Genomic DNA, 19,907 nt, shown 5'->3' on the forward strand with positions numbered 1-19,907 from the left:
GCCGGCGCCAGGGCGCGGGCGGCTGCGCAGAGACAGATTTGTGGGACTTGTGACATGACTCCATTCGATACGAGCCTCGTACCCAACGGCGACATCCTGATCGGCGGCGAGTGGCGGCGCGGTCGCGGTGCGCCTTACGCGAGCATCTATCCGGCCGACCAGTCGCTGAACATGGAAGTATCGACGGCGAACGCGGAAGACGCGGCCGACGCCGTCGTGGCCGCCGACGCCGCGTGGCGCCGCGCCGACTGGTCCGGCCTCAAGCCGCACCAGCGCGCGCTGGTGCTGTACCGGATCGCCGACCTGATCATGCAGCGTCACGAGGCGCTCGCGAACCTGCAGCGCCGCGACAACGGCAAGCCGATCGGCGAGACGCGCGTGCTGGTGGCGAGCGCGGCCAACACGTTCCGCTATTTCGCGGCGTGCCTGGAAACGCTCGACGAAGAATTGACGCCGTCGCGTGGCGACTACCTGACGATGAGCGTGCACGAGCCGATCGGCGTGATCGCGGCGATCACGCCGTGGAACTCGCCGATCGCATCCGACGCGCAGAAGCTCGCGCCGGCGCTCGCCGGCGGCAACGCGGTGGTGCTCAAGCCGGCCGAAGTCACGCCGCTCGTGTCGCTCGCGTTGGCCCGCATCTGCGAGGAGGCCGGCGTGCCGAAGGGCGTGCTGAGCGTGCTGCCGGGCAAGGGCTCGGTGATCGGCGACGTGCTCGTGCGCCATCCGCTCGTGAAGAAGGTGTCGTTTACCGGCGGCACCGAAGTGGGCCGCGGCATCGCGCGCATTGCGGCGGAAAAGCTGATGCCCGTGTCGCTGGAGCTCGGCGGCAAGTCGCCGACGATCGTGTGCGACGACGCGGATCTCGACCACGCGGTCAACGGCGTGCTGTACGGCATCTTCAGTTCGTCGGGTGAGGCGTGCATCGCGGGTTCGCGGTTGTTCGTGCAGCGCTCGGTGTACGACGAATTCATGAAGCGGCTGGTGGCCGGCGCGCGCAAGCTGCGCGTGGGCGACCCGACGCGGCCCGACACACAGATGGGCCCGCTGATCACCGCGAAGCATCGCGAATCGGTGGAGCGCTACGTCGCGCTCGGGCTGGAGGAAGGCGGCCGTCTGCTGTGCGGCGGCGAGCGTCCGTCGGGCGACGGGCGCGAGGACGGCTTCTTCTACCAGCCGACGATTCTCGAAGGCTTGCCGAACAGCGCGCGCATCTGCCAGGAAGAAATCTTCGGACCGGTGCTGGTCGCGATGCCGTTCGACGACGAAGCGTCGCTGATCGCGCAGGCGAACGACAGCGTGTTCGGCCTTGCCGCCGGCATCTGGACGCGCGACTACAAGCGCGCATGGCGCATCGCGCGCGCGCTCGAGACGGGCACCGTCTGGATCAACACGTACAAGCTGTTCTCGATCTCCACGCCGTTCTCGGGCTGGAAGGAGAGCGGGATGGGCCGCGAGAAGGGCCGACTCGGCATCCGCGAATACATGCAGCAGAAGAGCCTCTACTGGGGCTTGAACGACGCGCCGCTGCCGTGGGCGAACTGAGCGAAGGGGAATGACGCAATGAGCATCTTGGGTATCGAGCAGATCACGTACGGTGTCGACGACCTCGCGACGTGCCGGCGCTTTTTCGCCGACTGGGGGCTGAAGGAAGTCGCGCACGACGACACGCGCGCACGCTTCGAAACGCTGAACGGCTGCACCGTGCTGGTCGTCAAGGCCGACGATCCGTCGCTGCCGCCCGCGTTCGAGGCGGGCCCGACGCTGCGCGAAGTCACGTGGGGCGTCGCGACGCAGCAGGAAGTCGACGCGCTGCGCGCGAAGCTGGCCGGCCAGCCCGGCTATTACGCGCAGGACGATGCGGTCGGTTGCATCGACCCGAACGGCATGGCGATCCGCATCGAGGTGACGCGCAAGCGCGCGCTCGACATCACCGGCTCGCCGTCGAACGTGTGGGGCCAGACGGCGCGGGTCGACCAGCCGAGCCCGATCTATGCGCGCGCCGAGCCGGTCGAGGTCGGCCACGTCGTGTTCTTCACGAACTGCCTCGACGCGCAGGAAAAGTTCTATCACGAGCTGCTCGGCTTCGAGACGTCGGATCGCTATCCGGGCCGCGGTGCGTTCATGCGCTGCGCGCCGCACGGTGGCCACCACGACCTGTTCCTGCTCGCGTTGCCGAACGGAAAGCGCGGCCTGAACCACGTCGCGTTCACCGTGCGCGATATCCACGAAGTGTTCGGCGGCGGCATGCACATCGACCGCTGCGGCTGGGAAACGCAGCTCGGCCCGGGGCGTCATCCGGTGTCGTCCGCGTACTTCTGGTACTTCCAGAATCCGGCCGGCGCGTTGATCGAGTACTACGCGGACGAGGACGTGCTGACGCCCGAATGGCAGCCGCGAGAATTCGAACCGGGCCCGACAGTGTTCGCCGAATGGGCCGTCGACGGCGGCCTCGACGGCAATACGCGCCGGCAAAAGAACGCGAAGGCGCCGGAAGGCAAGTTCATGACGGAGCGCAAATCATGACCGAAGCGAACACGCAAGCGCCGGCCGTGCCGGGCACGGTCGTCGTGGTCGGCGGCGGCCAGGCCGCCGGCTGGGTGCTGAAGACGCTGCGCGCGGAAGGGTTCGCGGGCCGTCTCGTGATGATCGCGGACGAGCCGCACCTGCCGTACGAGCGCCCGCCGCTGTCGAAAGCCGTTCTGGCGGGCGATGCCGACATCGAAACGGTGCGCGTCGTGCACCCGGACGAATTCGACGCGCTGAACGTCGAGGCGTGGCAGCCGGAACGCGCGGCGTCGATCGACCGTGCGCGCCGCGTGGTGAAGACCGAAAGCGGCCTCGTGATCGAATACGACCGTCTCGTGATCGCGACCGGCGGCACGTCGCGTCGCTTGCCCGACGCTATCGTCAGGACGCCGAATCTGCACTACCTGCGCACGCTCGACGAAGCGGCCGCGCTCGGCGAGAAGCTGCGTGCGAGCCGGCGTGTGCTCGTGATCGGCGGCGGCTGGATCGGCCTCGAAGTCACCGCGACCGCACGCAAGCTCGGGGTCGAAGCGGTCGTCGTCGAAGGCGCGCCGCGTCTGTGCGGGCGTTCGGTGCCGCAGATCGTGTCGGATTTCCTGCTCGACCTGCATCGCGCGAACGGTGTCGACGTGCGCCTCGGCGCGGCGCTCGCATCGCTCGACGCGCAACCGGACGACGCGTCGAAGGTGCGCGCGACCCTCGCCGACGGCACGACGATCGATGCGGATTTCGCGGTGGCCGGCATCGGCCTCGCGCTGAACGCGACGCTGGCGAGCGACGCGGGCCTGGCGATCGACGACGGCATCGTCGTCGACGAATTCGGCGCGACCAGCGATCCGGCGATCTTCGCGTGCGGCGACGTTGCGAACCATCACAACGGCTGGCTGAAGCGGCGCGTGCGGCTCGAATCGTGGGCGAACGCGCAGAACCAGGCGATCGCGGCCGCGAAGGCCGTGCTCGGCGTGCGCGCGCCGTACGCGGAGATTCCGTGGTTCTGGTCCGATCAGTACGACGTGAACCTGCAGATCCTCGGCGATCTGCCGGCCGACGCGCAGCTCGTCGTGCGCGGCGATATCGCCGCGCGACGCGCGACGCTGTTTTTCGTAGGCGATGGGCATGTGAGAGGTGTCATCGCCATCAACAACGCACGCGAGCTCAAGCTCGCACGCAAGTGGATGAACCAGGGCCGGGCAGTGGATACGGAAGCCCTGGCGGACACGACCAAAGCGCTTGCCTGACCGGCGAACGATCCAGGAGACACCCCGCATGAGCACTTTCGACAACGTCGTGGCCGGCAGGGCCACGATGGAAGCTGCCGCCTCCACGCCCGGCGCGATCATCGCGCGGCTCGAGCGGCTTCCGGCCAACGCGATGCAGATTCGTGCACGCGTGCTGATCGGCACCGCCACGTTCTTCGACGGCTTCGACGTGATCACGATCGCGGCGACGCTGCCGCTGCTGATTCACAAATGGGGGCTGTCGCCGACGCAGATCGGCATGCTGATCGCGTCCGGCGCGATCGGCCAGCTGATCGGCGCGTTCCTGTTTCCCGCGCTCGCGGAGAAGCATGGCCGTGTGAAGGCGATCGCGTGGAGTTCCGCCGTGATCGGCATCACGAGCATTGCGTGCGGTTTCGCGCCGACGTTCGAGGTGTTCGTGCTGCTGCGAATTTTGCAGGGGCTCGGTCTCGGCGGCGAACTGCCGGTCGCGGCCACGTACATCAACGAAATCACGCGTGCGCACGGCCGCGGCCGCTTCGTGCTGTTGTATGAAATCGTGTTTCCGATCGGTCTGCTGGTATCGATGGCGCTGGGCGCATGGCTCGTGCCGCGGTTCGGCTGGGAGATCATGTACTTCGTCGGCGGGCTGCCGTTGATCCTCGCGCTGGTGCTTACGCATCTCGTGCCGGAATCGCCGCGCTGGCTCGCCTCGCGCGGGCGCCTCCCGGAAGCCGGGCGTGCGGTCGGCGTGTTCGAATCGTCGGTGCGCGGCGAACTGCCGCCGGTCACGCAGGTGGCCGCGTACGACGAGATGGTCCGCCAGCACCCGAAGCGCCGGATGAGCGACCTGTTCAGCGCCGCGTATCGCAAGCGCACGCTCGCGGTGGCGACGCTGTGGGCGACGTGCGGGTTCATCCAGTACGGGCTGTCCACGTGGCTGCCGACGATCTACAAGAACTTCTATCACGCGCCGCTGCAGCTCGCGCTGAATCTCGCGGTGATCGGCTCGGTGATGGGCGTGCTCGGTTCGCTCGCGTCCGCGCTGCTGGTCGACAAGCTCGGCCGCAAGCCGGTGATCGTGTGGTCGTTCGTGATGTGCGCGCTGTCGCTGGCGTTCGCGGGCTTCTATCACGCGGCGTCGGTGTATGTCGTCGCGACCTTCTGCTCGCTGTCGCTGGGGCTGATGGCATCGGGCTTCATCACCGCATACGTCTATACGCCGGAGCAGTATCCGACGAGCATCCGTGCGTCGGGCTGCGGGCTCGGCAGCGCGTGGCTGAAGATCGCGTCGTTCGCGGCGCCGATGATCGTGCCGCACGCGATCATCGGCGGCAACCTCGCGCCGGCGTTCTACCTGATCGGCATCGTGCCGCTGATCGCGGCCGTGACCGTTCATTTCGTCGGAATCGAGACGAAGGGGAAAGTGCTCGAAGCGCTGGAAGCGTAAGCGCGGCCGGTCGCAACGGCTGACATGGGAGGCCCGGACATCGTCCGGGCCTTTCTGTTTTCCGGCGCTAGGGTTCGCGCCTGTTCGCGGACAGCTTGCGGCCGCGCTGGTTCGTCGCGGGCGGCACGGGGCTTGCGCCGGTCCTGTCGATGCTCAGGCGCATGGCCGAGTATCAGGAGATGGGCGACGCGCGGGAAATTGCCGTCGCGGCCGGCGTGCCGGATGCGCAATTCGCGAGCGAGCGATTCACTGCGTGATGCGCGTGCCGCACGTTGCGGTGACACAGGTGCGGCGCGTCATCCGGCGGGCGACTTGCCGAATGGCCGGGTCGAACGTACTCTTTGTCGACACCCGGCCCACCCGCAGGTTATCCACCATGCAAGCCCATCCTTTGCGTCTTTCCCCCGGCGACGATCTGCGCGCATCGATCGAGCAGGCGTTGCGTCGGCTCGACGCACACGCGGCATTCGTGATCCAGGGGATCGGCAGCCTGAATGTCGCGCAGCTTCGCTTTGCCGGTGTCGACGCGCCGACCGAACTGCGCGGCGACCTCGAAATCCTGACGCTGGCCGGCTCGGTCTCACCGGACGGCGCACACCTTCATATGTCGGTGTCCGACGCGAACGGCTGCGTAGCGGGCGGACATGTCGCGCGCGGCTGCGTGGTGCGGACGACCGCCGAGATCCTGCTCGTGCTGTTGCCCGCACATCGTTTCTCGCGTGAACCCGATGCAGGGACCGGGTTCGACGAGCTGGTGATTCGTCCGGAGCCAGGCTGATCGTGCGCACGGTCCGGCGCATGTGACCGATGCGGCCTACCCCGGCACGAACACCCCCATCGCCGCGATCGCCATCGCGAGCGTCGCGGCCCAGCCGCCCCACGCCAGCGCGCCCGTCACGGCAAACTTGCCCATGATGCGCCGGCTGCCGGCCATCAGCATCATCACGACCATGATCGGAACGGCGGTGACGCCGTTGATGACCGCACTCCAGTAGAGCGCGCGGATCGGGTCGAAATGCATGAACGTGATCGCGACGCCGCCGACGATCGCCAAGGCGATCACCGCATAGAATTCGGGCGCGACGCCGAGCCGCAGCGCGAGGCTGTTGCGCCAGCGGAAGCTGCCTGCGGCCGCATAGGCGGCCGAGCCGGCGAGCACCGGCAAGGCCAGCAGGCCGGTGCCGACGATCCCGAGCGCAAACAGCATGTACGCGAAGTGTCCGGCAATGGGCTCGAGCGCACGCGCGGCGTCGGCGGACGTCTTCACTTCGATGTGGTGCATGTAGAGCGTGGCCGCTGCCGTCAGCGTGATGAAGAACGCAATGACGTTCGATACGCCCATGCCGACCCAGGTATCGAAGTTGATTCGTCGCAACTGCGCGGGCGCCTGATGCGGTGCGCGCCGTAACGCATGCTGGCTCGGCTCCGCATGCAGTTCCTCGACCTCCTGCGACGCCTGCCAGAAAAACAGATACGGGCTGATCGTGGTGCCGAGCACGGCGATGACCGTGGTTAGATAGGCGGCGGTGAACTGGACATGCGGCCGCACGATCGCGCGGCCGACCTCGCCCCAGTGGACGGGCACGATGAGCGCCACCGCGACATACGCGAGCAGGACCAGCGCGATCCATTTGAGCAGACGCGCATAGCGGTCGTACGGCACGAAAATCTGCAGCACGACCGACACGCCGCCCAGGCAGACGACATAGAGTTCCTGAGGGCCATGCAGCAGAAGATTGACCGCCGCACCCATCGCCGACAGGTCGGCCGCGATGTTTATCACGTTCGCGATCAACAGCAATGCCACGGCGCTGTAGAGCAGCCATGGCGGGTAGTGCGCGCGCATGTTCGACGCGAGGCCCTTGCCCGTCACGCGGCCGATGCGCGCGCTGACCAGCTGGATCGCCGTCATCAGCGGGTAGGTCAGCAGCAGCGACCAGAGCAGTTCGAGTCCGAACTGCGCGCCTGCCTGCGAGTATGTTCCGATGCCTGACGGATCGTCGTCGGCGGCACCGGTGACGAGGCCCGGCCCGAGGCGCCGGAGCCATGTTGCCGCGCGCGGACGAGGCTGCACGGTATCGAGGGACTCGTTGTCGTTCATGGCGGCGACCCGTGGGGAGGGGCAGTCGAGTCGCAATCGGCGTGCCCGGGCCGGGGGGGCGGGCGGTGACGGTCGGTCAACGCGCTCTGAATACCGAACGCGGCGCAGCAGAAAACCGGCTTGGCCGATGTGGGGGAAGCCGGGGGATGCGGGAGAAAACGGACTGCGCTCGTGAAAGCGTGCGGCCGGGCAGCGGCGAGAGCGACGCAGCTGGGGCGATACGCGTCGGCGTCAGCGAGCCGCCATCGCAACGTTCCGATCGCCGCGCCCGCTCACCAGGCAGCCGGACATGAACGCCTCGCGCTGGCTGTCGGCGGCCGCGTTGCCGAAGCCGCGGCTGAGCGCGTCGTATTTCACCTGTTCGGCGCCCTGCGAGCACACCATCGGGCTGGCGTCGCGGCCTTGCGCGTGCAGCAGTGCCCGATCGCCGATCAGGTAGGCCAGCAGCGCGAAAAAGGCGATGTGCACCACTCGTCTCATGATTCGTCTCCTTGTTACGCAAGCGTAACGCGGACACGTTTCGGGAAGCACTTGGGGCTTCCCCCGGTAAACGTCTGCGGAAATGGCGGCAGGCCGTGGCGCTCGCATACCCCTTTCTGGCACGCGAAACAAGGAAAGGAGCGGTGGCCGGCCGCACCGGCGCGCGATTGACGCGAGTTTGACGAATGTCAGGTTAGGGGCAGGGCGAGACGGTCGCGCCGACAGTCAAAGCGATAGCATGAACGCATGTTTCAACGGAACGCGATGCGCGGCAAGCGATGGGCGCAGCGGCTCCGGACACAGCAGGTACGTGCCGAACATCGCTATCGAAATAGTGAGGAATCCAAATGCTTAACGTCTCTTCCGTCCTGATCAGTCTCGCGCCGCTGTGGGCCATTCTGCTGATTGCATCTTCCGCCGCGACCTACCTCGTGTTCTGGCGCAAGGTTATCAAGTAAGCGCCGCACCGTTCATCGCACTGCCGTCACCGGCACATTCGAGATCCGCACGAGCCGGTCCATCACGCTGCGACGGAACATCGACAACATCGCGTGAAACGGATCCTGCCGCGGCGCGACGACGACGATTTCGTCGCAGCCGGTCTCGGCCGCGACGGCCGCGATCGTGTCGGCCACCGGCCCGACCTTCTTCACGATGCTGTACCGGACACCGGCTTCCCGCAGCACCCGCTCCGCCATCGCCAGATCGTCGCACGCGAACTTGTCCTCGATCGACTGTAGCCGCGACAGCGGGTGAAACGCCTCGAGCCGCGTCGACTCGAGCGGCGCCTGCACGTTGATCAGCACGATTTCGGATGCACAGCGTTCGCGATACAGGAAGGTCGCGTGGCGGACCGCCTGCAGCGAGCGGGGTGAGTGTCCGACCGGAACCAGCAGTTTGAGCATGGAAAATGCTCCGTAGTCGAGATGTTCCCAGCGTAGTGCGCCGCCGGATCGCGCGACCTAAATAGATTGGGCGGGCGCGTAAAAATGTCGTCAACGTCCGTCGCCTCGTGTTGCGCCTATTAGAAATATAAGAAATTTTGGTTTATGCGCATAAACGTTTACACCAATCGGCCGGGCGGCAGCCCGATGCTGGCAGTCGAGCGGCGCACCCCGCCGATTTAGTCGAATCCTCAATGAATCGCGGCGGAAAATATCGGAGGTCGAGGATCCGGCGTCGCGTAGAGTAGAGCATCGACCGCGCCGCGGCCTGCCGTTGCCCGCCGTTGCCTCTTCCCGGCGCCTTCCCGGCCGTTCGCGACGGACCGCCGCCACCATGCGGCCCGCCATTCCATACCGATTCCAGGAGACCTCGCATGCCGCACGGCGCCCCGCAGCTTCTCGCTCCCGCTTCCATCACCGTCGACCCGATCGTGCGCCTGTCGGCCGGCGAGCTCGCGTCGGCGATCCGCGGCAAGGCGGTTTCGTGCGTCGAGACGATGCGTGCATATCTCGATCACATCGAGCGCGTGAACGGCGCGGTGAACGCACTGGTCTCGCTGCGCGAGCGCGCCGTGCTGCTCGCCGAAGCCGCGGAAAAGGACGCCGCGCTGGCCCGCGGCGAGTATCACGGCTGGCTGCACGGGATGCCGCAGGCGCCGAAGGATCTCGCGATGACCAAAGGGCTGCGGACGACCTACGGCTCGCCGATCTTCCGCGAAAACGTGCCGCAGGCCGACTCGGTCGGCGTCGGGCGAATGCGTGCGGCGGGCGCGATCTTCATCGGCAAGACCAACACGCCGGAATTCGGCCTCGGCTCGCACACGTTCAACGAAATCCACGGCGCGACACGCAATCCGTACGACCTGACGAAGAGCGCGGGCGGCAGCAGCGGCGGCACGGCGGCGGCGCTCGCCGCGCGCATGCTGCCGGTCGCGGACGGCAGCGACTTCGGCGGCTCGCTGCGCAATCCGGCCGCGTTCTGCAACATCTACGGGTTCCGGCCGTCGCAGGGCCGCGTGCCGCGCTGGCCGGGCGTCGACGTGTTCATGCAGCAGCTCGGCATCGAAGGGCCGATGGGCCGCACGGTCGGCGACGTCGCGCAGCTGCTCGCGATTCAGGCCGGCTACGACCCGAACGATCCGCTGTCGCTCGCGGAGGATCCGGCCGTGTTTGCGAAGCCTCTCGACAAGGACCTGCGCGGCGAGCGCATCGCTTGGGTCGGCGACTGGAACGGTTATCTCGCGACCGAGCCGGGCGTGCTCGCGCAGTGCGAAAAGGGCCTCGCGACGCTGCGCGAGATCGGCTGCGACGTCGATGCGGCGCTGCCGGCGTTCGCGCCCGAGCGCATCTGGCGCCTGTGGCTCGCGCATCGGCATCTGTTGTCCGGTGGCGGGCTGCTCGCGCACTATCGCGATCCGGCACGGCGCGCGCTGCTGAAGCCCGAGGCGATCTACGAGGTCGAAGGGCTGCTCGCGATGCAGGGTGCCGAGGTGTTTGACGCGAGCATCGAGCGCACGGCGTGGCACCAGGCGGTGCTGAGTTTCTTCGATCGCTACGACTTCATCGCGGCACCGACCGCGCAGGTGTTCCCGTTCGACGTCGAGCAGCGCTGGCCGAAGGAGATCGCGGGCCGCGCGATGGACACTTACCACCGCTGGATGGAAACGGTCGTGCCGTGGACGCTGGCCGGCTGCCCCGTGATCAGCGTGCCGGTCGGCTTCAACGACGCGGGGCTACCGATGGGGATGCAACTGATCGGCCGGCCGCGCGCGGACCTCGCGGTGCTGCAGCTCGCGCGCGGCTACGAGCAGGCGGCCGACTGGGTCGGCCAGCGTCTGCCGGCGTGGATGGCTGCGTGATGCGCGCTGCGGCGTCGATCGCGGATTCCCGAAACAAGCGCTATTGATGCGGAAAAGGAACGAATCCGGACGCGTGCCCGGCATCGCGCGGCAAACGCGGACGAATGTGCGCGGCGAGTCGGGACGGCCGCGGAATTGCAAGCGGCCGCGGCGCGCGATTTCGTTTCGATGTGTTTCAGTCGTTGCGGCGGCGCGCGACGCGCTTCGACAATATCGGCCTCAATCATTCGGGCACGAGGCAAACAGATGAAGCATATTCGCGTGACGGGCAAGCAGCTGGCATCGGCGGGCATCGCACTCGGCATCCTGCTGGGCGCCAACGGCGCCGCGCATGCGCAGCTCGACCTGCAATCGATCGGCTCGGCGCTGCTCGGCGGCGGGGGGCAGCAACAGGCCGCACCCGCGCAGGGCGGCGTCGCGCAGCTGATGCAGGCATACGTCGGCGCGAATCAGCAGGTGCTGGCCGGCCAGTCGTCGCTCGCGTCGGCGATGGGGCTCACCGGCGCGGCCGGGCAGGCGCAGCAGGCCGCCAGCCTGCTCGGTGGCGGCAACGCGTTGACGCCGGCCGCGCTGTCGCAGATGGGCGGCGCGCAGCAGTCGGTGTCGCAGGCGCTCGGCCAGGCGTTCGCGAGCGGCGGCGCGACGCACGGCCCGGTCGACAAGCAGGCGTTCAGCAACGGCCTCGCATCGCTCGGCCAGGGCCTCACGCAGTATTCGCAGCTGCAATCGGGGCTCGGCAATCTCGGTTCGACCAGCGCCGCATCGCTGCTGCAGTCGGGCCTGAATCCGCAGAACATGCAGGCCGCGTCGTATATCGCGCAGAGCGCACCGGGCCAGTTGCAGTCGCTCGCATCGACGCTCAGCCAGGCCGTGCAGTTCGCGACGAGCCAGGGCATTTCGGTGCCGGCGGTCGCGTCGTCCGCGCTGAAGCTGCTGCCGTAACGTTGCCGCGAACCGCGAACCGCGAACCGCGCGCCGCGGTGCCGGCGGCGCGCGCGGATTCGGGATGGCCCTGCGCAACATGGGGATATCGCGCGATGCTATCGTTGCGTGTTCCCCGTTCCCGGTGCCGGTTCATGACTGACTCGTTCGACCTCCCGCGCTACTTCGCCCGCATTGGCTACGACGGCCCGGCCGAGCCGACGCTCGACGTGCTGCGCCGGCTGCATTTGCTGCATCCGCAGGCGATTCCGTTCGAAAACCTCAATCCGCTGACCGGCGCGCGTGTCGCGCTCGACCTGCCGGCGATCGTCGACAAGGTGATCGGGCGCCGCCGTGGCGGCTACTGCTTCGAACTCAACAAGCTCTTCTACACCGCGCTCACGACGATCGGTTTTCGCGTGACGCCGCTGATCGCGCGCGTGCGCTGGATGCGGCCGCCCGAGATCGTCACCGCGCAGACGCACATGCTGCTGCGCATCGATCTCGACGGCGCGGCGTGGCTCGCGGACATCGGCTTCGGCAGCGCGACGCTGACCGCGCCGCTGCGCTTCGTGCCGGGTGAGCGGCAGATGACGCCGCACGGCGCGTTTCGTGTCGTCGGCGCGCCGGTCGACGGCGAATTCGACATGCAGTTCGAGATCCCCGACGGCTGGCAGACGACTTACCGCTTCTCGCTGAAACCGGCCGAGTGGATCGATTACGACGCCGCGAACTGGTTCACGTCGACCTATCCCGAATCGATCTTCGTGAACGACCTGATTGCCTGCCGCGTGCTGCCAGACGGCCGCGCGGCGCTGTTCAACACCGTGCTGACGCTGCGCGACGCGGCGGGCGCGGGACGCACCGTCACCTTCGACGACGCGGCTGCGTGGGGCGCGTGCCTGCGCGACACGATCGGCATCGATACGACCGGCTTCGATCTCGACGTGCTGTTCGCGCGGGTGGCGGCGCGGGTGAACTCGATATAAACACGTTGGAGCTGCGTGGGCGGGCGTCGACGTCCGCCGCGCCGCTGGCTCCGGTGTCCCGATTGACATTTGCTGGATTGCTAGCATGCTAGCGCGCATGACCGACGAAGAAGTGAAGCGATTCAACGTGTATCTGCCGCTGAGCCTGATCCGGTACGTCAAGCATCGCGCCATCGAAACGCAGCAGTCGCTGTCCGCGCTGGTGGCCGACGCATTGCGCGCGTATCTGACGGCACCGCAGCCGGGGGGCCGGGCCGTCCACCACGGAGGAATGACATGTCATCCGAGCGAATCGAGGCCGTGTTTCTGACGACGCACAACTGGGGCAATTCCGCGAAGTTCTTCCAGGCGCCGGGCAAGCCGGGCGCGTGAGGCCGCGACGATGACCGACCTCCATCATGACGCCCCCGACAGCACCGCCGCACGCGTCGCGCTGTGGCGCGCGCTGCACGTCGAACTCGATGCGCCGCCGCACGTGCTCGCCGACGAAGTCGGCCTGCGCCTGCTCGCGCCGGCGCCCGGCTGGCAGCAGCGCGGCGACATGGATCCGCAGTTCACGCGGCCGTTTCGCGCATCGATCGTCGCGCGGGCGCGCTTCATCGAGGATCTCGTCGTCGAGCAGGCCGCACGGGGCGTGAGCCAGTACGTGATCCTCGGCGCGGGCCTCGACAGCTTCGTGCAGCGCCGGCCCGAGATGGCGTCGCGCCTGACCGTCTTCGAGGTCGATCCGCCCGCGCCGCAGGCGTGGAAGCGCCGCCGGCTGACCGAGCTCGGCTTCGGCGTGCCGGACTGGCTGCGGTTCGTGCCGGTCGATTTCGAGGCGAAGCAGTCGTGGCGCGACGCGCTCGTGCGCGCGGGCTTCGATCCGGGCAAGCCGGCGGTCGTCGTGTCCACGGGCGTCAGCATGTACCTGACGCGCGACGCGAACGCGGCGGCATTGCGCGAAGCCGCGTCGCTCGCGCCGGGGTCGACGTTCGCGATGACGTTCCTGCTGCCGCTTGAGCTTGCCGATCCGGACGTGCGTCCGGGGCTCGAGATGGCCGCGAAAGGCGCACGCGCGAGCGGCACGCCGTTCATCAGCTTCTTCCTGCCGGCGGAGATCCGCGCGCTCGCGACGGAGGCCGGCTTCGCGCGGGCCGGGCACGTGTCGGCCGCGGAACTTGCACGTCGCTACTTCGCCGATCGTACGGACGGCCTGCGCCCGCCGGACAACGCGGAAGAGTTGCTCGTCGCGACGGTGTGATCCCGGCGCGACCCGGGGTCACCCGTCACGCGCGTTCGAGCACGGCCATCTCGCGCACGACCACCAGCAGCACCGCGAGGCTCGCGCCGCCCGACGCGCGCAGGTCGGCGAGCAGGTGCTCGTAGCGCTGCAGCGCGGCTTCGCGGCGTTCGCGCCATGCATGGACGATCGTCTCGGGCGCCGTCGAGTCGGGCGATTCCGCGAGCGCGCTGGTGGCGAGCGTACGCTTGAGCCGCGCGATTTCCGCGAGCGCGGCCGCGCGCGCCAGCATGTCCCAGTGCGTCGGGGTCGGCAGCGTGGCCGCGCGTTCGCCGATCCACCCGTAGTTCAGCAGCGTGCCGAGCGAGAAGTAGACGCCCGCGACCAGTTCGAGGCTGCGATCGCAGGTCGCGGCCACTTCGGCGATGTCGAGCAGCGCGGCGGAGATGTCGCCGCTCGCGACACGCACCGCGAGCGCGCTGTCGACGCCGGCATCGACCAGCACGCGCTGCCGCTCGGACAGCGCTTCCAGATCGTCGGCCGGCAGCAGCGACGGCAATTGCGGCGCGATGCGCTGCACCGCGTCGCGGCAGCGCGCGATCAGTCCGGCGACGCCGCCGTCGGCCACCGCGCCCGACTGCAACTGCCGCAGGAACCACAGCGCCGCGCGCTCCAGCAACCGCGCGACGTCGACGAACATGCGCGCCTGCACGTCGTCGGCAACGCGGTTGTCGAGTGCGTCGATGTCGCGCCATACGGCATCGAGATCGAACACGTCGCGCGCCATGATGCAGGCGCGCACGATGTCGCCCGGCTTCGCGTCGGTTTCCTCCATCAGCCGGTGCACGAACGCACAGCCGACCCGGTTGACGAGCGCGTTGGTCAGATGCGTCGCGAGGATCTCGCGGCGCAGCGGGTGGCGATGCATCGGTTCGCTGAAGCGCTGCTGCAGCGGCTTCGGGAAATAGTCGACGAGCATCGCGGCGACGAGCGGATCCTCGGGCACGTCGGATTCGAGCAGCGCGTCGTACAGCCACATCTTGCTGTAGGCGAGGAGCACCGCGCGCTCCGGCGACGTGAGGCCCTGCTTCGCGGCCTGCCGCTCGGCGATCTCGTCGTCGGTCGGCAGGAACTCGATCACGCGGTTCAGGCGGCCCGCGCGTTCGAGCCAGCGCATCAGGCGCGCCTCGGCGTCGAGCAGCTCGACGCCGTAGCGGCCCGCGATCGACAGCGCCTGCGTCTGGTAGTAATTGTCGCGCAGCACGAGCAGCCCGACTTCGTCGGTCATTTCCGCGAGCAGGGCGTTGCGCTGCTTCTCGGTCATCTCGCCGTCGGTGACGACGAGCCCGAGCAGGATCTTGATGTTGACTTCGTGATCCGAACAATCGACGCCGGCCGAGTTGTCGATCGCGTCGGTATTGATGCGGCCGCCGCGCTGCGCGAACTCGATGCGGCCGAACTGCGTGCAGCCGAGGTTGCCGCCTTCGCCGACGACCTTGCAGCGCAGGTCCGCGCCGTTTACGCGTACCGCGTCGTTCGCGCGATCGCCGACCTGCTGGTGGGTTTCGCGCGCGGCTTTCACGTAGGTGCCGATGCCGCCGTTGTACAGCAGGTCGACCGGCGCCTGCAGGATCGCGCGGATCAGCTCGGTCGGCGGCAGCGCGTGCGCGTCGATGCCGAGCGCGGCCTGCACGGCCAGCGACAGCGGGATCGTCTTCGCGGTGCGCGGATAGACGCCGCCGCCCGCCGAGATCACGGACGTGTCGTAGTCGGCCCAGCTCGAGCGTTCGAGCGCGAACATCCGCTGGCGCTCCGCGAAGCTCGTCGCCGGATCGGGGTTCGGGTCGAGGAACACGTGCCGGTGATCGAACGCCGCGACGAGCCGGATATGCGGCGACAGCAGCATCCCGTTGCCGAACACGTCGCCCGACATGTCGCCGACACCGACCACGGTGAAGTCGGTCGTCTGCGTGTCGACGCCCATCTCGCGGAAGTGCCGCTTCACCGATTCCCAGGCGCCGCGCGCGGTGATCGCCATCTTCTTGTGGTCGTAGCCGACCGAGCCGCCGGACGCGAATGCATCGTCGAGCCAGAAGCCGTATTCGTGCGAGATCGCATTTGCGTAGTCGGAGAACGTGGCCGTGCCCTTGTCGGCCGCGACGACGAGATACGGATCGTCGGGGTCGTGCCGTACCACGTCGGGCGGCGGCACGATCGCGTTGCCGGCGAGATTGTCGGTCAGGTCGAGCAGGCCGCGCAGGAACGTCTGGTAGCACGCGACGCCCTCGCGCATCCACGCTTCGCGATCGCTCGGCGGCGGCGGGTTCTTCACGACGAAGCCGCCTTTCGAGCCGACCGGCACGATCACGACGTTCTTCACCATCTGCGCCTTCATCAGCCCGAGCACCTCGGTGCGGAAGTCCTCGCGACGGTCGGACCAGCGCAGCCCGCCGCGCGCGACGCGCCCGCCGCGCAGGTGCACGCCCTCGACGCGCGGCGAGTACACCCAGATCTCGAACATCGGCTTCGGTTCGGGCAGGCCGGGCACCTTCGCCGGATTGAACTTGAACGACAGATACGGCTTCGATTCGCCGTTCGCGTCGTGCAGGAAATAGTTGGTGCGCACGGTCGCGTTGATCACACCGAGGAACTGGCGCAGGATCCGGTCCTCGTCGAGGTTGGGGACCTGGTCGAGCGCCGTCTCGATCGCCTTCAGCACGCGTTCGACCTGCACGTCGCGCGTGCCGCCGGTGGCCGGGTCGAAGCGCAGCAGGAACAGCTCGACGAGCTGCCGTGCGATCGCCGGGTTGCCGGTCAACGCGCGCTCGATGTACGCGTCGCTGAAGGTCGAGCCGACCTGCCGCAGGTATTTCGCATACGCGCGCAGGATCGTGACCTCGCGTGCGCTCAGGTGCGCGCGTAACACGAGACGGTTGAAGTCGTCGTTCTCGATCCGGCCGCTCCAGATGCGGTCGAACGCGTCCTCGAACAGGTCCTTCACGCGCTCGATGTCGAATTCGGTATCGTCCGCGAGTTCAAGGCCGAAGTCGTGCACCCACGCGGGCGCGGCATCCTGCGTCTGAATCCGGTACGGCCGTTCCTCGTCGACGCGCACGCCGAGATGCTCGAGCATCGGCAGGCTGCGCGACAGCGCGATCGGGTCGCCCGCGCGATACACCTTGAAGCGGAACGCGCGGGCCTCGGCCTCGATCGGGCGATACAGGTTCATCGCGAGCTGGCCCGACTCCTTCACGCGCTCGATCAGTTCGATGTCGCGCACGGCCGTGCGGGCCGGGTAGTCGTCGCGATAGCCGGCCGGGAACGAGTCCGCATAGCGCTGCAGCAGGCGGTTGCCTTGTTCTTCTCCGAAGGCGTCGAGCAGCGCGTCGGCGAGATCGTCCTGCCAGCGGCGCGTGACTTGCACGAGCCGCGTTTCGAGTTCGCGCGTGTCGACGTCGGGCATCGTGCCCGGTTCGGCATGGACAACGAAATGAATTCGCGCGATCGCCGATTCCGACAGCAGCGGTGTGAATTCGACGTTTACGCCGTTGTACGCGTCGACGAGCAGCTTCGCGATGCGGCGGCGCAGGTCGGTGTTGTACTTGTCGCGCGGCACGAACGCGAGGCACGACACGAAGCGGTCGAAGCGGTCGCGCCGCACGAACAGGCGCGTGCGCTGGTGTTCCTGCAGGCGCAGGATGCCGAGCGCGATGTCGTAGAGCTGGTCTTCGTCGGCCTGGAACAGTTCGTCGCGCGGATAGGTTTCGAGCACCGTCACCAGCGACTTGCCGAGATGTCCCTTCGGCAGGAAGCCCGCGCGCTTCACGATGTTCGCGCATTTGCGGCGCACGATCGGAATATCGGTGTACGAACCGAAATAGGACGTCGACGTATACAGCCCGATGAAGCGGCGTTCGCCGCTCACCTTGCCGTCGGCGCCGACGAGTTTGACGCCGACGTAGTCGAGATAGCCGGGCCGGTGCACGGTCGCGCGCGAGTTCGCCTTGGTCAGGAAGATGGGCCAGGGGCCGGTGATGATCTCGGCGGCGGCCGGCGGCAGCGGCGTCACGTCGGGCGCGCCGGGTGCGCGCAGCGATTCGCGCAACAGGCCGAAGCCGGAGCCTTCGACGCCGCGCAGGCTGAAGCCCGTGCCGTCCGACACGAGCGCGTAGTCGCGCTGGCCGAGGAACGTGAAGTGATCGGCGGCCATCCATTCGAGGAACGCGCGCGCCTCGATGTCTTCCGCGGTGGATTCGCGGGCCTTCATGTCCTTGATCGTCGCGCGCGCGATGTCGACGATCTTCGGCCAGTCCTCGACCGACGCGCGTACGTCGCCGAGCACGCGCGCGATGTCGTCGCGCAGCGTGTCGAGCAGCGCGGCGTCGCCGCAGCGGTCGACTTCAAAGTGGATGAACGACGCGAGCTGCGACTGGCCGTCGCCGGGCGTCGCGCCACCGGCGTCGACGCGCTCGATTCCGCCGTTGCCGCCGCGCCAGATGCGGAACACCGGGTGCAGCGCGGAATGCAGCGCGAGCCCGAGGCGATTGACGGCCATCGTCACCGAGTCGACCAGGAACGGCATGTCGTCGTTGACGATCTCGATCACCGTGTGGTCCGAGTGCCAGCCGTGCTGTTCGAGGATCGGGTTGTAGACGCGCAACCGCTCGCTGCCGGGCACGAATTTCTGGGCGGTCTGCCAGTGCGCCATCGCGGCGCCGTAGAGGTCGACGATGCTGCGATTCTGCAGATCATCAGCGTCGACGAAATCGTAGTAATGACGCAGGAACGGTTCGACGATCCGGAACGTGGCTTCGGGCAGGCGCCCGCGCGCGAATTCGACGACATCGGAGAGCAGGTGTGCGACGACTTCCTCGTTCTTCGCTTCCATGGCGGTCTCCCGGGTGGCCATTGGCTGCTGCGTGTGTTCGGCATTATGCGCCGATTGATGCGCCGGTTGCGTGACGGAGCGATGTGCGGGCGCACAACGCGGAGCAGGGAAGTGAGGCCGCATGCAACGCCGGCAGCCGGCGTCGCATGGGAGGTCAGGCCGGCGCCGGCGGCTTCGGATCGGGGTGCCGCGCGGAGAGCGGATTCATGATGTCGGGCAGCGTCGTGGTCCGCAGCGCGACACGAATTCGCGACAGGCGACGGATTCGTGTCGCAGGCAGGCCTCGTCGACCTGCCGAAGCGATCGATCCGGTTGTGCGCCCATCGAAAGGATCATGTCGTTCAGTGCAGTGGCGATACGCTTGTCGTCGATCGGGCGGTTTCTCTGGCTTTGGTTGCTAATCGACGAAGCCGATCCGGTAGCGCACGCGCTTACCTGTCTCTCCATGCGGTTCATCGATCCAGACTGCCGAAATCAGGCAACGCTGGCCACTACGCCATGCCGGCCTGTACAGCGGCGACTTCCCGAGGTTGTCGTCGCGCACGTTCATTGTGTTGCGAATGATCAGAGGCTTACGCCCCGTTCCTTCGCCTTTTCGACATTTGCCTCCTGCAGCGCCAGCGGCCAGAAACCGAAGCCGGCAATCAGCGGAATGAACTACCCGTTGAAGCTCGCGACGATTGGCGCGGCATAATTCCTGATAGATCTCAGGCTTCCATGGCGTCCGACGATACAGATCGCCGAAGTTGTCGATCCGCAGCCCATTCAGGCCATTTCTTCCCTAGCGCGAGTTCCTACACGTGCACATCTCGCTCCAATTTCGCTCTTGACTGACCCATCGTACCGTGCGATAGGTCGTATATTCATACAGTATTGTGGCGATGGGTTCAGATGGTCGCGGCCTTTTTATCGGGACGATCAAGCCCCCTTGCTGGACCTACGACCACTGGTCCGGGATGCTTTTTGCGGTGACAGTCATGCTGTCTGCGTACAGCCTGGCCACGCTGCTGGCGTTGTGCCGGGCCGCAGTTGGGGCGCGTTTTGGATACGGGCGATCTTTCTAGACCAACTCGATGACGAAGCGTGCGACCAGCTGGCACAGAGCAGTTCGCCCGACCGAGACGTTATACGGTGACAAGGTGTAAGATCGCGCAACCATCAAGGCGAACGATCCCCGAAGGAATATAGCTCTGAACGTTCGAAACCTGCCGCGCCGGAGGCATTGCGGCAGGCCGCACAATCCCAAAGGGGTAACCGAGTTGCCTATCTCGATGCTCTGCGCGGCTGGGTTGCGTTCGACATCACGT

General features: G+C 67.4%; 14 protein-coding genes and 4 pseudogenes. 12 read left to right on the plus strand and 6 right to left on the minus strand.

Annotated elements, in window-relative coordinates; genetic code table 11:
• Positions 1-54: 54 nt before the first annotated feature.
• The 6 genes and pseudogenes from HWX22_RS16410 (at position 55) to HWX22_RS16435 (ending at position 5,974) form a co-directional block, all read left to right on the plus strand.
• Complete coding sequence (locus HWX22_RS16410) at positions 55-1,545, plus strand: aldehyde dehydrogenase (RefSeq protein ID WP_059526435.1); 1,491 nt, start codon at positions 55-57, stop codon at positions 1,543-1,545.
• A gap of 18 nt (positions 1,546-1,563) precedes the next feature.
• Complete coding sequence (locus tag HWX22_RS16415) at positions 1,564-2,526, plus strand: VOC family protein (RefSeq protein ID WP_175916015.1); 963 nt, start codon at positions 1,564-1,566, stop codon at positions 2,524-2,526.
• Positions 2,523-3,767, plus strand: a complete 1,245-nt coding sequence (locus HWX22_RS16420; protein WP_175916016.1) for an FAD-dependent oxidoreductase — start codon at positions 2,523-2,525, stop codon at positions 3,765-3,767. Before HWX22_RS16415 ends, HWX22_RS16420 begins: the two co-directional genes overlap by 4 nt.
• Before the next feature lie 28 nt (positions 3,768-3,795).
• On the plus strand, positions 3,796-5,196 hold the full coding sequence (locus tag HWX22_RS16425; RefSeq protein WP_059819331.1) for an MFS transporter: 1,401 nt from the start codon (positions 3,796-3,798) through the stop codon (positions 5,194-5,196).
• A gap of 80 nt (positions 5,197-5,276) precedes the next feature.
• Positions 5,277-5,453 (plus strand): annotated as a pseudogene (locus tag HWX22_RS16430) (hypothetical protein); the annotation flags it as partial.
• Between the two features lie 119 nt (positions 5,454-5,572).
• The gene (locus tag HWX22_RS16435) at positions 5,573-5,974 is read left to right on the plus strand and encodes a PPC domain-containing DNA-binding protein (protein WP_175909543.1); all 402 of its coding nucleotides are present in this window, start codon (positions 5,573-5,575) and stop codon (positions 5,972-5,974) included.
• 36 nt (positions 5,975-6,010) lie between these two features.
• On the opposite strand, the gene HWX22_RS16440 is transcribed toward HWX22_RS16435, so the two are convergent.
• The 3 genes from HWX22_RS16440 to HWX22_RS16450 form a co-directional block, all read right to left on the minus strand.
• Positions 6,011-7,297, minus strand: coding sequence for an Nramp family divalent metal transporter (locus HWX22_RS16440; protein WP_059819328.1), 1,287 nt, complete (start codon positions 7,295-7,297; stop codon positions 6,011-6,013).
• 231 nt (positions 7,298-7,528) lie between these two features.
• Positions 7,529-7,777 carry a hypothetical protein gene (locus tag HWX22_RS16445; protein WP_059819327.1) on the minus strand — a complete coding sequence of 83 codons (249 nt, stop codon included), beginning with the start codon at positions 7,775-7,777 and terminating at the stop codon, positions 7,529-7,531.
• A 470-nt stretch (positions 7,778-8,247) separates the two neighbouring features.
• On the minus strand, positions 8,248-8,682 hold the full coding sequence (locus HWX22_RS16450; RefSeq protein WP_059526413.1) for a universal stress protein: 435 nt from the start codon (positions 8,680-8,682) through the stop codon (positions 8,248-8,250).
• Between the two features lie 413 nt (positions 8,683-9,095).
• Between HWX22_RS16450 and HWX22_RS16455 the strand changes: the two genes are divergently transcribed.
• The 6 genes and pseudogenes from HWX22_RS16455 (at position 9,096) to HWX22_RS16480 (ending at position 13,733) form a co-directional block, all read left to right on the plus strand.
• Positions 9,096-10,580, plus strand: a complete 1,485-nt coding sequence (locus tag HWX22_RS16455) for an amidase (RefSeq protein WP_175916017.1) — start codon at positions 9,096-9,098, stop codon at positions 10,578-10,580.
• Positions 10,581-10,826: 246 nt separating this feature from the next.
• Positions 10,827-11,522 carry a hypothetical protein gene (locus tag HWX22_RS16460; protein ID WP_059526404.1) on the plus strand — a complete coding sequence of 232 codons (696 nt, stop codon included), beginning with the start codon at positions 10,827-10,829 and terminating at the stop codon, positions 11,520-11,522.
• Positions 11,523-11,656: 134 nt separating this feature from the next.
• Positions 11,657-12,490 (plus strand): arylamine N-acetyltransferase, encoded by an 834-nt coding sequence (locus HWX22_RS16465; RefSeq protein WP_175909441.1) that lies wholly within the window; start codon positions 11,657-11,659, stop codon positions 12,488-12,490.
• Positions 12,491-12,587: 97 nt separating this feature from the next.
• The gene (locus HWX22_RS32370) at positions 12,588-12,800 is read left to right on the plus strand and encodes a ribbon-helix-helix domain-containing protein (RefSeq protein ID WP_175916065.1); all 213 of its coding nucleotides are present in this window, start codon (positions 12,588-12,590) and stop codon (positions 12,798-12,800) included.
• Positions 12,767-12,847: pseudogene (locus HWX22_RS16475) on the plus strand (VOC family protein); the annotation flags it as partial. The gene HWX22_RS32370 and the pseudogene HWX22_RS16475, both read left to right, overlap by 34 nt.
• Positions 12,848-12,872: 25 nt before the next feature.
• Complete coding sequence (locus tag HWX22_RS16480) at positions 12,873-13,733, plus strand: class I SAM-dependent methyltransferase (protein ID WP_175909445.1); 861 nt, start codon at positions 12,873-12,875, stop codon at positions 13,731-13,733.
• 25 nt (positions 13,734-13,758) lie between these two features.
• Here HWX22_RS16480 and HWX22_RS16485 read toward each other — a convergent pair whose 3' ends face one another.
• From HWX22_RS16485 to HWX22_RS31995, 3 genes and pseudogenes are all read right to left on the minus strand, one after another.
• Positions 13,759-18,600 (minus strand): NAD-glutamate dehydrogenase, encoded by a 4,842-nt coding sequence (locus HWX22_RS16485; RefSeq protein ID WP_175916018.1) that lies wholly within the window; start codon positions 18,598-18,600, stop codon positions 13,759-13,761.
• A 154-nt stretch (positions 18,601-18,754) separates the two neighbouring features.
• Positions 18,755-18,936 (minus strand): annotated as a pseudogene (locus tag HWX22_RS32375) (hypothetical protein).
• Positions 18,937-19,009: 73 nt separating this feature from the next.
• A pseudogene (locus HWX22_RS31995) lies at positions 19,010-19,369 on the minus strand (DUF159 family protein); the annotation flags it as partial.
• Positions 19,370-19,907: the final 538 nt, after the last annotated feature.

This window comes from Burkholderia sp. BCC1638 (assembly GCF_902833195.1).
GTDB lineage: Bacteria > Pseudomonadota > Gammaproteobacteria > Burkholderiales > Burkholderiaceae > Burkholderia > Burkholderia diffusa.